General features: G+C 71.2%; 10 protein-coding genes and 1 pseudogene. 5 read left to right on the top strand and 6 right to left on the bottom strand.

The window, feature by feature from the left end:
* A partial coding sequence (locus tag Q0R63_RS20490; protein ID WP_295701613.1) for a phosphodiester glycosidase family protein occupies nt 1-1,153 on the bottom strand: 1,153 nt, incomplete at its 3' end.
* Nucleotides 1,154-1,320: 167 nt separating this feature from the next.
* Between Q0R63_RS20490 and Q0R63_RS20485 the strand changes: the two genes are divergently transcribed.
* On the top strand, nt 1,321-2,079 hold the full coding sequence (locus Q0R63_RS20485) for a hypothetical protein (RefSeq protein ID WP_295701610.1): 759 nt from the start codon (nt 1,321-1,323) through the stop codon (nt 2,077-2,079).
* 10 nt (nt 2,080-2,089) lie between these two features.
* Here the strand turns inward: Q0R63_RS20485 and argS are convergent, their stop codons facing one another.
* Nucleotides 2,090-3,841 carry an arginine--tRNA ligase gene (argS, locus tag Q0R63_RS20480; protein WP_295701608.1) on the bottom strand — a complete coding sequence of 584 codons (1,752 nt, stop codon included), beginning with the start codon at nt 3,839-3,841 and terminating at the stop codon, nt 2,090-2,092.
* Nucleotides 3,842-3,913: 72 nt separating this feature from the next.
* On the opposite strand from argS, the gene Q0R63_RS20475 reads away from it, so the two are divergent.
* Nucleotides 3,914-4,813 (top strand): DUF4328 domain-containing protein, encoded by a 900-nt coding sequence (locus tag Q0R63_RS20475; RefSeq protein WP_295701606.1) that lies wholly within the window; start codon nt 3,914-3,916, stop codon nt 4,811-4,813.
* 129 nt (nt 4,814-4,942) lie between these two features.
* Here Q0R63_RS20475 and Q0R63_RS20470 read toward each other — a convergent pair whose 3' ends face one another.
* Complete coding sequence (locus Q0R63_RS20470; protein WP_295701604.1) at nt 4,943-6,574, bottom strand: AMP-binding protein; 1,632 nt, start codon at nt 6,572-6,574, stop codon at nt 4,943-4,945.
* A gap of 120 nt (nt 6,575-6,694) precedes the next feature.
* Between Q0R63_RS20470 and Q0R63_RS20465 the strand changes: the two genes are divergently transcribed.
* Nucleotides 6,695-7,165, top strand: coding sequence for a hypothetical protein (locus Q0R63_RS20465; RefSeq protein WP_295701603.1), 471 nt, complete (start codon nt 6,695-6,697; stop codon nt 7,163-7,165).
* Nucleotides 7,166-7,380: 215 nt separating this feature from the next.
* The gene (locus tag Q0R63_RS20460; RefSeq protein ID WP_295701601.1) at nt 7,381-10,710 is read left to right on the top strand and encodes a S8 family serine peptidase; all 3,330 of its coding nucleotides are present in this window, start codon (nt 7,381-7,383) and stop codon (nt 10,708-10,710) included.
* Between the two features lie 80 nt (nt 10,711-10,790).
* Here Q0R63_RS20460 and Q0R63_RS20455 read toward each other — a convergent pair whose 3' ends face one another.
* Nucleotides 10,791-11,456, bottom strand: a complete 666-nt coding sequence (locus Q0R63_RS20455) for a nucleoside/nucleotide kinase family protein (RefSeq protein WP_295701599.1) — start codon at nt 11,454-11,456, stop codon at nt 10,791-10,793.
* Nucleotides 11,457-11,528: 72 nt separating this feature from the next.
* On the opposite strand from Q0R63_RS20455, the gene Q0R63_RS20450 reads away from it, so the two are divergent.
* Nucleotides 11,529-12,209 carry a 4'-phosphopantetheinyl transferase superfamily protein gene (locus Q0R63_RS20450; RefSeq protein ID WP_295701597.1) on the top strand — a complete coding sequence of 227 codons (681 nt, stop codon included), beginning with the start codon at nt 11,529-11,531 and terminating at the stop codon, nt 12,207-12,209.
* Here the strand turns inward: Q0R63_RS20450 and Q0R63_RS20445 are convergent.
* Together Q0R63_RS20445 and Q0R63_RS20440 are read right to left on the bottom strand one after the other, a co-directional pair.
* Nucleotides 12,109-13,428, bottom strand: a complete 1,320-nt coding sequence (locus tag Q0R63_RS20445) for a M1 family metallopeptidase (RefSeq protein ID WP_295701594.1) — start codon at nt 13,426-13,428, stop codon at nt 12,109-12,111. The two genes, Q0R63_RS20450 and Q0R63_RS20445, sit on opposite strands and share 101 nt — an antisense overlap.
* Nucleotides 13,425-14,363, bottom strand: a pseudogene (locus tag Q0R63_RS20440) (amino acid adenylation protein); the annotation flags it as partial. The pseudogene Q0R63_RS20440 and the gene Q0R63_RS20445, both read right to left, overlap by 4 nt.

The raw sequence follows: 14,363 nt of genomic DNA, 5'->3' as shown, positions 1-14,363 counted from the left end.
GCTTGGTGGGGGTGGGGTTCGCCGGATCGGGAGCCGGGTTGTAGTACATGAACGACATCCACGCCGGGTTGATGTCCAGCTGCATCGCCTCCACGCACCCCGCCTGATGGAGCAGGTCCGCCAGGGTGCGCACCGACAGGGCCGGCCCGTAGACGAAGATGATGCGTCCGTCGGCGGTGACGCCGACCCCCGAGCGCCAGACGAACTCCTTGCCGCCGATGGTCGGGCCCCACGCCGACTGGACGTTGGAGTCGACCCCGGCGGGCACGGCGGACTGGTCGACGACCAGGTGGAGGTTCTGCCGCACGCCCACCACGTCGGCGGTCATGGTGACGTCGCGGCCCCAGACCCCGACCGCCACGTGGCCGTCCTTGTAGAAGACCAGTGAGGCGATCCCGGGCGTCAGGGTGCCTCGGGTGACGCCGTTCAGGAAGAAGCCGCCACCGGACTCGTTGACCTTGAAGCCGCCGTTGAAGGTCGCCAGCAGGCCGGCTCGCGAGCCGGCCGCGATCGTCGGGGCGACGCCCCAGTTGCCGCTACCGGGATCGGTCGTGCCGGGGTGCAGCTCGAAGCGCAGGATGCGGGGGTCCATGGACACGACCCCGGCGACGTAGGAGGTGTGCGCTGCGTCCGGGCGCAGGTAGGCGCCGACCAGCGCCGGCGCGCCGTTGACCTGGGCCAGCACCTGCCACGTCCCCTCGTCGGGGAGGGCAGCTCCCGCCGGCGAGACCAACCGCGGAGGCAGGACGGGTGCGGCGACGGTGGTGGTGGTGGCGGCGTTCGGCTTCGGGGCAGTGGTCTCGGCAGGGGGCTTGAGGGCGATCGTCGGCTTGCCCCCCAGCGCGGGCGGGTTGGCGTTGTACTGCGCAGATTCCAGCGCGGTGACGATGGCGCCCATGTGGTTGTCGCGGGCCCACTCCGCGACCCGGGCGGCGACGCTGTCACCACCGGGAGCGATCAGCGCACCACCCAGGGACCAGATCAGCCACACCAGGAAGACCAGCAGGAGAGCCCGCGCGATACGGAACGGCCGGCTCTTCCACCAGCGGCGCCGGCGGCTCCGCGGTCGCCCGGTCCGCCCGGTCCGCCGACGTCCGTACGTGTCGTCGGGACCGACCTGTCGGTCCAGCTCCGACGACGAGGGGGACTTCACTGTGTTGCCTCCTGGGACCTCATGCAGTGCCCGCGCACTCTGACTCACGAGGTTATGGCACGGTTCTGAGAAACGCCTTAGCCGGGCGCCGTGTCGCCGGACCACGATGCGGACGGCCCGGATTCGGGTTCAGGCTCCTGTCAACCTCGTGCCCCACACTCCCCCTCGTGACCGACGACGAGGTTGACGGCGCTCCACCCCACCAGGAGAGCTTCCGACAGGCGCACCTCGCCGCCCTCCTGCGTCGGATCGAGCACGGGGACGTCCACGTGCCGGCGTGGCTGCGCGCGACGAGCCCGGAGAACCGGCTTCCCGTGGCCATCGCGATCCTCGTCGCCGTGGCCCTTCAGCTGCGGCTCCCGGACCGCTACGGCCTGCACCCCCGTTGGCTCCTGCCTGCGCTCGAGGTGGTGCTGCTGCTGATCCTCACCGGACTCAACCCGGTGCGGCTGAACCGCTCGACGCGGATGGGACGGATCATGAGCGTCGTCCTCGTCGGGGCGATCACGCTGGACAACGCGATCTCGGCGGTCGGGCTGGACGCCAGCATCCTCCAGGGTCATACCGGCCAGGACGCCGTCGGCCTGCTCGGGAGCGGCGCCGCGATCTACGGCACCAACGTCATCGCCTTCGGCATCTGGTTCTGGGAGCTCGACCGCGGCGGGCCCTTCGTCCGCGCGAGCGGGTCGCGGCTGCACCCCGACTTCCTCTTCCCCCAGATGAGCGACCCCCATCTGGCGCCCCCCGAGTGGGAGCCGCTCTTCTTCGACTACCTCTACGTCAGCCTCACCAACGTGCTGGCGTTCTCGCCGACCGACACCCTCCCCCTCAGCCGGTGGGCCAAGGCGCTGATGTCCGTCCAGTCGATCGTCGCGCTCTCGACCACGGCGCTCGTGGTCGCCCGCGCCGTCAACGTCCTGCAGTAGCTCGTCCCGCTCACATCTGCTCGGGTGACTCCACTCCGAGCAGGTCGAGTCCCTGGACGAGCACGCGAAGCGTCAGGGCGCAGAGGCCGAGGCGGGACTCGCGAGTCTCGGCGTCATCGGCCTTGAGCACGGGGCAGCTCTCGTAGAACGACGAGAAGGCCTGGGCGAGGTCGAAGAGGTAGCCGCAGAGCCGGTGTGGCTCCAGCTCGTCGCCGACCGCGGTGACGACAGAGCCGAACTGGAGGAGCAGCAGGGCCAGCGTCCGTTCCCCCGGCTCACGGACGACGAGGCGACGCGCCTCCTCTTCCGGCGTCACGACGTCGAGACCCGCGGCTCGGAAGATCGACCGGATGCGGGCGGCGGCATACTGCAGGTAGGGGCCGGTGTTGCCGGTCAGGGCGAGCATCCGCTCGAGGTCGAAGACGTACTCGCTGCTGTGGGCGACGGACAGGTCGGCATACTTCACGGCGCCGATGCCGATCTGAGGGGCGATCGCGGCGCGGACCGGCTCGTCGAGGTCGGGCCGAGCGGCGTCGATGACCCGCCGGGCGTTGCCGACGGCCTCCTCGAGCAGGGCCATCAGGCGCAGCGAGTCGCCGGACCGCGTCTTGAGGATCTTGCGGTCAGCGCCGAGGACGTTGCCGATCTGGACGTGGATCGGGGTGACGTCGTCGGGCAGCCAGCCGGCCTTGCGGGCGGTGTCCCAGACCATGTTGAGGTGGAGGGCCTGGGTGGCGCCGATGACGTAGAGGATGCGGTCGGCCTTGAGCTCCTGGACCCGGTACCTGATCGTCGCGAGGTCGGTCGTGCCGTAGCCGTAGCCGCCGTCGGACTTGCGGATGATCAGCGGCACCGGCTTGTCCTCGCGGCCCGTGTAGCCGTCGAGAAAGACGCAGAGCGCACCGTCGCTGATCGTCGCGATGCCCGCGTCCTCGAGCTCGTCGCAGATGCCCTTGAGCTCGTCGTTGTATGTCGACTCGCCGGCGAGGTCGGCGTCGGTGAGGGTGACCCCGAGCGTGCCGTAGATGAGGTTGAAGTAGGTCTTCGACATCCCCACGAGCCGGTCCCACGTCACGAGCGTGTCGACGTCACCGGCCTGGAGGGCCACGACCCGGGAACGCGACCGGGACTGGAAGGTGTCGTCGGAATCGAACTTGGCCCGGGCCGACTGGTAGAAGGCGTTGGGGTCGGTCACGAGGAGGTCGGCCTCCGGCGACCCGTCGCCGACGTCGAGGAGGTGCTCGATCAGCATGCCGAAGGGCGTGCCCCAGTCGCCGATGTGGTTCTGCCGGACGACGTGGTGGCCGAGGTGCTCGAGGGTGCGCGCGAGGGAGTCGCCGACGATGGTCGTCCGGAGGTGACCGACGTGCATCTCCTTGGCGACGTTGGGGGCGGAGTAGTCGATGGGGATGGTCTGCGGCGACTGGACCGGCACCCCGAGCCGGTCGTCGGCGGCGACGACGGCGACCTCGGCGGACACCCAGCCGTCGGACAGCGTGAGGTTGACGAACCCGGGGCCGCTGATCTCGACCTCGCTGCAGACGTCCCCGACGTCGAGGTGCTCGACGATCCGCGCGGCCACCTCGCGCGGCGGCATACCGACCCGCTTGGCGATGGCCAGCGCGGCGTTGGCCTGGATGTCGGCGTACTGGCTCGGGCGCAGCACCGGGTCGGCGTCCCGCAGGTCGGGGTGGTCGTCGCCGAAGGCAGCGGCGATGGCGGCCGTGACCCGGGGCGCGAGGACGTCGGAGGGCGAGCTCATGACCCCCAGCGTAGAGCGGCTCCGACCGTTCGGTGGATGCGGTGCCCGGACGCCGACCAGACACTTGGTGGCATGACCGACGTGGCCGAACGCCCGGAGCCGGTGGCCCGTCCCGTGAGCGCGCGCTTCCCCGCAGGCGCTGGTCCCGGGTGGCGATCCGACCCCAGCGACAGCGCACAGGAACGGTACTGGGACGGGCACCACTGGGCCGAAGAGGTCCGGCTGGTCGGCTCCCTGGAGCCGAACACCCGCGGCTCGACGCTGGCAGCGGCCCGCCGCGCCCGACGCTCGCGGCGTGAGCGTCGGACCCGCCCGTGGCTGCACACGCTGGGGTTCCTGACCCGCACCGGCCTCGTGCTCACCGTCATCGCGACCGCGGTCAACGCCCTGTGGCAGGTGCATCAGTACAACGTCGTCAGCGTCGCCGTCCTGGGGACCAGCAGCCAGGACGAGATCCACGCGGCCCTGTCCGACGTGACGGGGACGACGCTCCGCCTCACCGTCGTCGTGGCGGTCGTGCACCTGCTGTCGCTGGCGTTCTTCCTCGCCTGGGTGGTGGGGGTCTACACCGACCCGCGCACCAGCCGTGAGCTGCTGCGCCACGGCGCGCTCACCGCCGTGCTGGCGGGGTTCATCCCGGTCCTGCAGCTGTGGTGGCCGATGCAGGTCGTCAGCGACGCGTGGAACGCCACCGACTCGAAGCGGCACCACACCCGGCCGCCGCCGGCGCCGTCCGTCCTCGGGTGGTGGGTCCTCACCCTCCTGTCGGTCGCCGTCCCGGTCGGCCTCACGACGTGGGCCTACGTGGCCGGCGCCGAGAACGACGTGCTGCCGGCCGCAGCGGTGGGCACCATCCTGTCCGCCGTCCTGTACGGCATGGCACAGGTCTGCCTCGTCATCGCCATCGGCCACATCTCCTGGCACCTCGAGGCGCACGCCATCCGGGATCGCGCGGCCTACGTCAGGGGCTGACGGCCGTCACCCCGCTCCGCCGAACCGACGATGGACGCCAGCGGGTGCGGCATACGGCGACGTATGCCGGCACAGCGCCTGCCTGCGCCGTGCTCTGTCTGTCTGGCGGTCCGCCCGCCTCGGCGTCGCCTACCCCTGACCGGCGAGCCCGAGGTCGGCGACGGACTTCTCCCGCATCTCGATCTTGCGCACCTTCCCGGTGACGGTCATCGGGAACTCGTCCACGATCTGCACGTAGCGCGGGATCTTGTAGTGCGCCAGCTTGCCCGTCGCGAACGCCCGCACGGACTCGGCGGTGAGCGGCTCGGCGCCGTCGCGCATCCGGATCCACGCACACAGCTCCTCGCCGTACTTCGCGTCCGGGACGCCGATGACCTGGGCGTCGAGGATGTCGGGATGGGTGTAGAGGAACTCCTCGATCTCCCGCGGGTAGACGTTCTCGCCTCCGCGGATGACCATGTCCTTGATCCGGCCGGTGATCTGCACGTAGCCCGCGTCGTCCATGACCGCGATGTCGCCGGTGTGCATCCATCCGTCCACCAGTACCTCGGCGGTCTTGTCCGGCTGTTCCCAGTAGCCGATCATCACCGAATAGCCTTTCGTGGCAAGCTCGCCCGGCTCGCCGCGTCCGAGCACCTCACGCGTCGCCGGGTCGACGACCTTGATCTCGAGGTGCGGACCGACGCGCCCCACCGAGCCGACCTTCTGGTCGAAGGTGTCGTCGATCCGGGTCTGCGTCGAGACCGGCGACGTCTCGGTCATGCCGTAGCAGATGGAGACCTCGTCGATCCCGGCCGCGATGAGCTTCTTCATCATCTCGGCCGGGCACGGTGAGCCGGCCATGATCCCGGTGCGCACGGTGGACAGGTCGTAGCTGGGGAAGTCGGGCAGCGCCCACTCCGCGATGAACATCGTCGGCACGCCGTAGAGCGAGGTGATCCTCTCGTCCTGGCAGGCCCGGAGGGTCTTGGCCGGGTCGAAACCCGGTGCCGGGATGACCACGGCCGCGCCGTGCGTCGTGCACGCGAGGTTGCCCATGACCATGCCGAAGCAGTGGTAGAACGGCACCGGGATGCAGACCCGGTCCAGCTCGGTGTAACGGCACAGCTCGCCGACGAAGTAGCCGTTGTTCAGGATGTTGCGGTGGCTCAGCGTGGCACCCTTGGGGAATCCCGTTGTGCCCGAGGTGTATTGGATGTTGATGGGATCGGTGTTGCGCAGGCCGGACTGGATCTCTGCGAGCTCTGCCGAGGTCACCCGGTCGGCACCGGCGAGGAGCTCCTCCCAGCTCGAGGTGCCGATGAGGACGACCTGCTCGAGGGCCGCGACGCTGCCGCGGACCTCCTCCAGCATCGCCGCGTAGTCGCTCGTCCGGAAGCTCGGCGCCGCGATGACCATGCGGGTGCCGGCCTGGTTGAGGACGTAGTCCAGCTCGTGGGAGCGGTATGCCGGGTTGATGTTGACGAGGATCGCGCCCATCTTCGCGGTGGCGTACTGCACCAGCACCCACTCCCCGCAGTTCGGCGCCCAGATGCCGACCCGGTCGCCCGTGCGGATCCCTGCCGCGACCAGCGCGCGGGCGAGCTGCTCGACGTCACGGGCCAGGCCGGCATACGTCCACCGCGCACCGCTCGCGACGTCGACCAACGCCTCGCGGTCGCCGAACCTCGCTGCCGTGGCGTCGAAGTTGTCACCGATGGTCTGCTCGATGAGCGGGACGTCGGTGTCGCCAGAGGTCTGGGACAGGACTGCGGTGGGCATCGGTGGCCTCCAGGTCGGACTCGGGCGGGATCTCGTCGCAGTCCACTATGCCGCGCATCCGGCACGCAGGAGCCCGCAATCGCCCTGAACGGGATCGGAACGGGCCCGTGGTGTGTCCTGGTGGGCACGAGCCCCCGACCCGTCCGGTATGCCGCCGTCGCCCTCCTGCTCGTCGGCGGCCTGACGGCCTGTGGCCAGGCCCAGGCCCCGACCCCCGGCGCCAGCGGGACGTCGTCCTCCGGAATCCCCGGCACCCCACCCGTCACCGTGCCCGTCACTCCGCTCGGCACCCCACCCGTCACCGTGCCCGTTACCCCGCCCGTCACCGTGCCCGTTACCCCGCCCGTCACCGTGCCGGCCACCGGCCGGATGACCCTGACGGGGGTCCCGCAGGCCGGGGTCGAGGCCTCGTGCGTCCTGCTCGACCGCTACGTCCTCGTCGGCGGCACCCAGCAGCAGCAGGCCCTGCTCCACGCCGGGACCACCGCCGGCACCCCGGTCACCGTCACGGGACACACCGACAGGACGCAGATGTCCTACTGCCAGCAGGGGACGCTTCTCGTGGTCGACGACGTCCGCGCGGGTACCTGACAGCGGACCGCACCCCGCCCGCAACCTGGGAGCAACCTGAGCAGAGCCCTCGGGCTGAGCACGGCCCGGATCCTCGAAAACTGCTTGCCTGAGTTTCACCTCGGAGCAAGGTCACGGGTTGGTCACGATTAGTCCCTCGTTCGTGGCGACCCCCCTTCCGCCGAGACTCACGACAGCGCTGGGCACCCCCCTGCAGCCCCGTGGAAGGACATCTCTTGAGTCATCGTTCGACCTGGAGCCGGAGGTCGCTCACCGCGATCGCCGCGCTCTCCCTCGCCGGAGGCCTGCTCGCTGCCGGCGGCTCCCCGGCCACCGCGGCAGCCGGTGCCGACACCACCCCCATCGCGCCCGGCACCGCAGTGACCACGACCGGACCGGCGAAGTCCGGGTCCGCCGACACGATGGGCGACCACGACCGTCAGCTCCTGGCGCAGGCGAAGACCACGAAGCAGGCCAAGGTCACCGTCCTCATCGCCACCGACAAGGGCAGGACAGCGGCCGTCGCCGCGCAGGTGCGGAGCCTGGGAGGCGCCATCGCCACCCGCGTCGACGCCGTCGGCTACCTCAAGGTGGTGCTCCCGACCGATGCCGTCACCCGAGTCGCGAAGATCCCCGGGCTGGCCGCGCTCGACCTCAACGAGTCCATCCCGCTCGACGACCCCCGGCCCGACGGCGCAGCGGCCACCGGCACGAAGGCCGCAGCGCTCTACCCGGCTCCCGGACCGTCCACCCCGGCGAGCAACCCGTACCTACCGACCAACGAGACCGGCTCCGTGAGCTTCAAGAGCTCCCACCCGACCTGGGACGGCCGCGGCACGACGATCGGCATCCTCGACTCCGGCGTCGACCTCGACAACCCGGCGCTGCAGACCACGAGCACCGGCGAGCGCAAGATCGTCGACTGGGTCACCTCGACCGACCCCATCGTCGACGGTGACGGATCGTGGCGAGCGATGCTGACCGCCGTCAGCGGACCCTCCTTCGTCTACGCCGGCCGCACCTACACGGCGCCCGTCGGCACCTACAAGGTGAGCCGCTTCAGCGAGAGCATCACTGCCGCAGACCAGTTCGGCGGCGACGTCAACCGCAACGGTGTCCTCAACGAGACCTTCGGGGTCCTCTACGACCCGGCCACGCACGCCGTCCGGGTGGACTCCGACAACAACGGCGACTTCACCGACAACGCCCCGATGCAGCCCTACAGGGCCGCCTACGACATGGGCCACTTCGGCGTCGACGACCCCGACACCCCGGTCCGGGAGCAGGTGCCCTTCGTCGTCGAGTGGAAGTCCCTCGACACCACCGACTTCGGCATCCCCGGCCTGACGGACTTCGTCAACGTCGGCATCATCCAGGACGAACACGGTTCGCACGTCGCCGGCATCGCGGCGGGCAACGACATGTTCGGCAACGCCGGATACGACGGTCAGGCGCCCGGCGCCAAGATCGTGTCGTCGCGCGCCTGCTCGTGGGGTGGCGGCTGCACCGCCGCCGCTCTGACCGACGGCATGGTCGACCTGGTCGTCAACCGCCGCGTCGACGTCGTCAACATGTCGATCGGTGGCCTACCGGCCCTCAACGACGGCAACAACGCCCGCGCCGTCCTCTACGACCGGCTGATCAACGACTTCGGCGTCCAGCTCTTCATCTCGGCCGGCAACTCCGGCGCGGGCGCCAACACCATCGGCGACCCCGCCGCCGCCACCGACGTCGTCGCCGTCGCGGCAAGCATCAGCAAGGACACCTGGCTGGCCAACTACGGCTCGGTCGTCCGGAAGAAGCTCGACATCATGCCGTTCAGCTCGCGCGGCCCACGCGAGGACGGCGGCTTCAAGCCCAACATCACGGCCCCGGGCGCGGCGATCTCGACGATCCAGCTGTGGTTGCCGGGTGCGCCTGTCGCCGAGGCCGGCTACGGGCTGCCGCCGGGCTACGCGATGCTGCAAGGCACCTCGATGGCCTCACCGCAGGCGGCCGGCGCCGCCGCGCTGCTGCTCTCCGCGGCCAAGGCCAAGGGGCTCGGCGTCACGCCGGCCGCCCTGCGCCAGGCGATCTACTCGACCGCGAAGTTCCAGGCCGACATCCCGGCATACGCGCAGGGCAACGGGTTCTTCGACGTCCCCGACGCCTGGGGTCTCCTCAGGACCGCCCTCGAGACCCGCACCTACACCTCGAGCGCCCCGGTCTGCACCCCGCTCTCCGGCTTCCTCGCGACGCCGGGCTCGGGCCAGGGCATCTACAACCGCTGCGCCGGGGCGAGCGGTGGCCAGAAGCCGGGCGAGAAGAAGTCGTATGCCGTGACGCTCACCCGGACGAGCGGCGCGGCGAAGGCGGCTGCCCATCAGATCAGCTGGGTCGGCAACGACGGGACCTTCACCTCGGCGAAGTGGGTCAACCTCCCGCTCAACACGCCGGTCACGGTGAGCGTTGACGCGAAGCCGGCCGCAGGTGCCCACAGCGCGATCATGCGGGTGGACGACCCGAAGACGGCAGGGGTCGACTTCGCGATCCTCAACACCGTGATCGCTGCCGACGAGTCCGTGGCCCCCGCCTACGGAGCCACCGTCGTCGGGACGAACGACCGCAACCACACGCAGTCGTTCTTCGTCACCGTGCCCGAGGGCGCGGCCACCCTGCAGGTCAACCTCGGCGGCATCGCCACCGGCTCGCAGACGCGGTTCGTCGCCATCAACCCCTACGGGGTCCCGGCCGACCCGACGGCGACCACGGGGTGCTACCTCAACTACGTCAACCCGGCCAACACCTGCAAGTCGGACGAGCGGTCCTACGACAAGCCGCTGCCGGGGATCTGGGAGGTCGAGGTCGAGGCACGTCGCACCTCGCCCGCGCTGAACAACCCCTTCCAGGTGCGGATGGCCGTGCAGGGCGTCACGGTCGACCCGGAGACGGTCACCCTGCCCAGCGCCGAGGTCGGGGTCGCCACCCCGGTGACGTGGACCCTCGAGAACGCCTACGGCCCGGTCTCGGTGACGGGCACCGGTGGTCCCCTCGGGAGCGCCTCCGTGACGCGACCCACCATCGCCGATGGCGCGCAGCAGCAGTACGACGTCGTGGTCCCGGCCGGAGCCACGCGCCTCGACGTCGCCATCGGCAACGTCAGCGACCCGGGAGCCGACCTCGACCTCGCGGTCTACCGGGGCACCACGCTGGTCGGCCAGTCGGCCGACGGTGACTCGGAGGAGGCCGTCAGCCTGCTCAACCCGGTGGCCGGCACCTACACCGTCGTGGTCGACGGGTATGCCGTCCCGACCGGGTCCACCGACTACGACTACCGCGACGTGTTCTTCTCCTCCGCACTCGGGACGTTGTCGGCCCCGTCGACCACCCTCGTGCTCGCGGCGGGCGGCACCGCAACGCTCAGCGGCACCGTGACGGCCAGCAGCGGCGTCACCGAGGGGCGTCAGCTCTTCGGGGCGCTCACGGTGGTCACCGACCAGGGGGCGGTCGTCGGGACCGGGTCCGTCGTCGTCGGCTCGGTCGTCGGCTCGGGCGTCGGCTCGGGCGTCGGAGGCGCCCTCGGATGACCGTCAGCTGATCGGATGCCGTTCTGCCCCATGGGGCTCGCCTCCTCCGGGAGGCGGGCCATGCGGCCTTGCCGGTGGACTCAGGTGAGCGTCACCAGCAGGTCGGCGCGAGCGCGGGTGGCCAGGACCCGCTCGGCGTTCGCCTGGTCCGGGCCGAGCGCCCACGCCTGCGCGTCGCCCTGCTCCTTGCCGAACGCGACGTGCCGTGCCACCAGCCGCTGCTGGCGCAGTGCGTCGGAGACGTCGACGAACCAGACCTCGTCGAGCAGCGCCCGCACCTGCGGCCAGGGCTCCTCCTCGATCAGCAGGTAGTTGCCCTCGGTGACGACCAGTCGGGCCGCCGCAGGGATGGCCACCGCTGACGCGATCGGCTGCTCGAGGTCGCGCTCGAACCCCGGCGCGTAGACGACCACCCCTGTCTCGCTGCGCACCCGGTCGAGGATGGCGAGGTAGCCGCGGGCGTCGAACGTCTCGGGTGCCCCCTTGCGTGCGCGCAGCCCGAGCCGGTCGAGCTGGACGTCCGCGAGGTGGAACCCGTCCATCGGCAGGTGCGCGACGCTGTCCTCGCCCAGGCCGTCCGGAGCGTCCTGACGGAGCGACGCCACGAGGGCCTCGGCCAGCGTCGTCTTGCCGGCGCCGGGTGCACCGGCCAGCCCGAGGACGGCGCGGCGGTCGTCGCGCAGGAGACCACGAGCCCGGGCGACCAGCGGCGCCAGCAGGATCGGGTCGAGGGGGGCGGGCGGCATACCGGCATTGTCGCGGCTGCCGGGTCGGACCGGTGCTGGACACGCGGACCCCGGCAGCGGTGGGATGTCCTCATGGTGGTGGTCTCGGTCTGGTGGGCGCAGGTGGAGGACCAGGACGGCGACCCGGCCCGAGACCTGCTCCGTGCCGCCGTCGCCGACCGCGCGGGGTGTCAGCCAGCAGCGGTCGAGGTCGGGCACCTCTGCCCGGCCTGCGCCTCGGCCGACCACGGCCGGCCCGTCGTCCTGACCCCGTCGGGCAGGTGGCGGGTCAGCCTGAGCCGGGCCGCAGGACTGGTCGCGGTCGCCGTGGCCGAGGGCTGCGAGGTCGGGGTGGAGGTCGGCATCGACGTCGAGGAGGTGGCCCGGACCGGCTTCGACGGCTTTCCGGCCGTCGCCCTCCACCCGCAGGAGCGGGACGGGACGCCCGCCGAGCGGGGCCTCGTCTGGACCCGCAAGGAGGCGGTCCTCAAGGCCGTCGGCGTCGGCCTCCGGACCGCCCCCCGCAGCATCCGGGTCAGTGCGGCGGACGAGCCTGCGGCTCTGATCGAGGGCCCGAAAGCCCATCGCGGACAACGGATCTGGCTCGAGGACATCCCCGTCCCCAGCCGGTATGCCGCGACCCTCGCCGTCGTCGCGTCGGCGGCTCCGGAGGTCATCGTGCGGGAGGCAGCGCCGGGAGCTTGGGCTGGTGCAGCCAACGACGGAAGAGGTCGCCCAGGTCCAGACCGGAGTGCGCCGCCGCAGCCGCGGTGAAGTCCGCGGTCGTGATGGACCCGTAACGGTGCTCGGCGACCCAGGCCCGCAGGAGGTCGAAGAACGCGGCGTCGCCGACCGTCAACCGCAGGGCTTGCAGGACCAACGCGCCTCTCGTGTAGATCCGGTCGTCGAAGAGCTCGGTGGGCCCGGGGTCGGCGAGCACGAGGTCCTGGGGCTGCGCGTGGAGCCGCGTCCAGTGCCGTCGGGCCTGCTCCGCCGCCGACGGCCCCCCGGACTCCTCCGACCACAGCCACTCGGCGTAGCAGGCGAAGCCCTCGTGGAGCCAGATGTCACGCCAGTGCGCGAGGGTGAGGCTGTTGCCGAACCACTGGTGCGAGAGCTCGTGGGCGATGAGCCGCTGCGCCCCCCAGTCGGTGCGCGCGTAGTTGGCGCCGAAGGTCGACAGGCCCTGCGACTCGAGCGGGATCTCGAGGTCGTCGTCGGTGACGACGACGGTGTAGGAGTCGAAGGGATAGGCCCCGAAGAATCGGGTGAAGACCTCGAGCATCTCGACCTGTCGGGCGAAACCCGTTGCTACGGCTGCGGTCAGGCGGGCCGGGTGCACGATCGTGACCGGGACGCTCGCCCCGTTGAGGGGCCGGCTGAGGTAGCGGCCGATCTGCGCCGTCGCCAGGTAGGTCGCCATCGGCTGGTCCTGGACGTGCACCCAGGTCGTGCGGCTCGACGCGGCCCGCTTCTCCACGAGCCGGCCGTTCGCGACCACGGTGTAGCCGGAGGCGACAGTGAGGCCGATGCGATAGGTCGCCTTGTCGGACGGCCGGTCGTTGCAGGGGAACCACGACGGGGCGCCGTGCGGCTGGGACGCGACGATGACGCCGTCCTCCAGCTCTTCCCAGCCGGCCTCACCGTCCGGTCCGGGGACCGGACGCGGCACACCTGCATACGCGACGGTGACGCGCACCCTCGACCCGGCGGCGAGCTCGCTGCCGAGCTTGAGGACGAGCCGACCCTGCCGGTGGTTCCACTGGGCGAGACGGGCTCCCTGCACCGACAGCTTGCCCACGGTCAGCGCGTGGAGGTCGAGCACGAGCCTGCGAGTGGGCCGCTCGACGACGAGGTCGAGCACGGCGCGACCGCTGAGGTGGTTGCCGAGGTGCTTCCAGGTGAGGTCGAGGTCGTAGTGCTCCACCCCGTAGGAGGGGTCTCCGTGTCGCGGCACGAGGGCGTCGGCCTGGACCTCGACGGCCTGGCTCACGGCTGCTCGTCCGGCCAAGGGCCGATCGGGTTGCCGATCCACCGCGTCTTGTCGGGCACCGACTCGCCCCGCATGACGAGCGACACCGGCCCGACGGTCGCGTATCGCCCGAGCACCGCCGCGGGCAGGATGACGCTGTTGGGCCCGAGGGTCGCCCCGGCCCGCAGGGTGACGGTGTCCATGCTCAGCAGTCTGTCGTGGAACAGGTGGGTCTGCACCACACACCCCCGCCCGACGGTCGCGCCGTCGCGCAGCTCGATGAGGTCGGCCTCGGGCAGCCAGTAGGTCTCACACCAGACCCCGCGCCCGATCCGGGCGCCCAGGGTGCGGAGCCAGAGGTTGAGCACCGGGGTGCCGGTCGTGGCGCGCGCGAACCACGGCGCCGCGACGACCTCGACGAAGGTGTCGGCCAGCTCGTTGCGCCACACGAACGAGCTCCAGAGCGGGTGGTCGCCGGGACGCATCCGACCGACGAGCGCCCACTTGGCCAACGACGTGACTGCGGCCGCGACGCCGCCGCCGAGCAGGAGCAGGGGGCCGCTGACGAGAGCTGCCAGCAGGACATCGACCGAGGCGGCCGCCTCGATGGCGGCGACGACGAGCACGACGAGGGCGACGTGGACCCAGACCGGCACCACCCGACACAGCTCGACGAGGACGCGGGCCACGCGGAGCCGGGTCGGCGGGTGGTAGGTACGGCTCTGGTCGCCCTTGGCCCCGTCGCGGCGCAGCGGTCGCGGTGGGCTCCCGAGCCATGACGTGCCCCGCTTCGCCTTGGCCCGGCGGGGCGCAGCCGAGAGGACCGCGACGAGCCCCTGCCGGGGTACCTTGCGCCCCGGGGCGGTCATCCCGGAGTTGCCGACGAAGGCGTACTTGCCGATCTTCACGTCACCGATGCGCAGCCACCCCCCGCCCAGCTCGTAGCTGCCGAGCAG

The organism is Lapillicoccus sp. (genome assembly GCF_025353065.1).
Lineage (GTDB): Bacteria > Actinomycetota > Actinomycetes > Actinomycetales > Dermatophilaceae > Lapillicoccus.
Note: the sequence above shows the minus strand (reverse complement) of the source record. Positions and strands in the feature narration are given on the sequence as shown.

Excerpts from the sequence above, each read along its gene's own strand:
- argS (WP_295701608.1), bottom strand. The coding sequence starts at position 3,841 with ATGAGCTCGCCCTCCGACGTCCTCGCGCCCCGGGTCACGGCCGCCATC.
- Q0R63_RS20475 (WP_295701606.1), top strand. The coding sequence starts at position 3,914 with ATGACCGACGTGGCCGAACGCCCGGAGCCGGTGGCCCGTCCCGTGAGC.
- Q0R63_RS20470 (WP_295701604.1), bottom strand. The coding sequence starts at position 6,574 with ATGCCCACCGCAGTCCTGTCCCAGACCTCTGGCGACACCGACGTCCCG.
- Q0R63_RS20455 (WP_295701599.1), bottom strand. The coding sequence starts at position 11,456 with ATGCCGCCCGCCCCCCTCGACCCGATCCTGCTGGCGCCGCTGGTCGCC.
- Q0R63_RS20450 (WP_295701597.1), top strand. The coding sequence starts at position 11,529 with ATGGTGGTGGTCTCGGTCTGGTGGGCGCAGGTGGAGGACCAGGACGGC.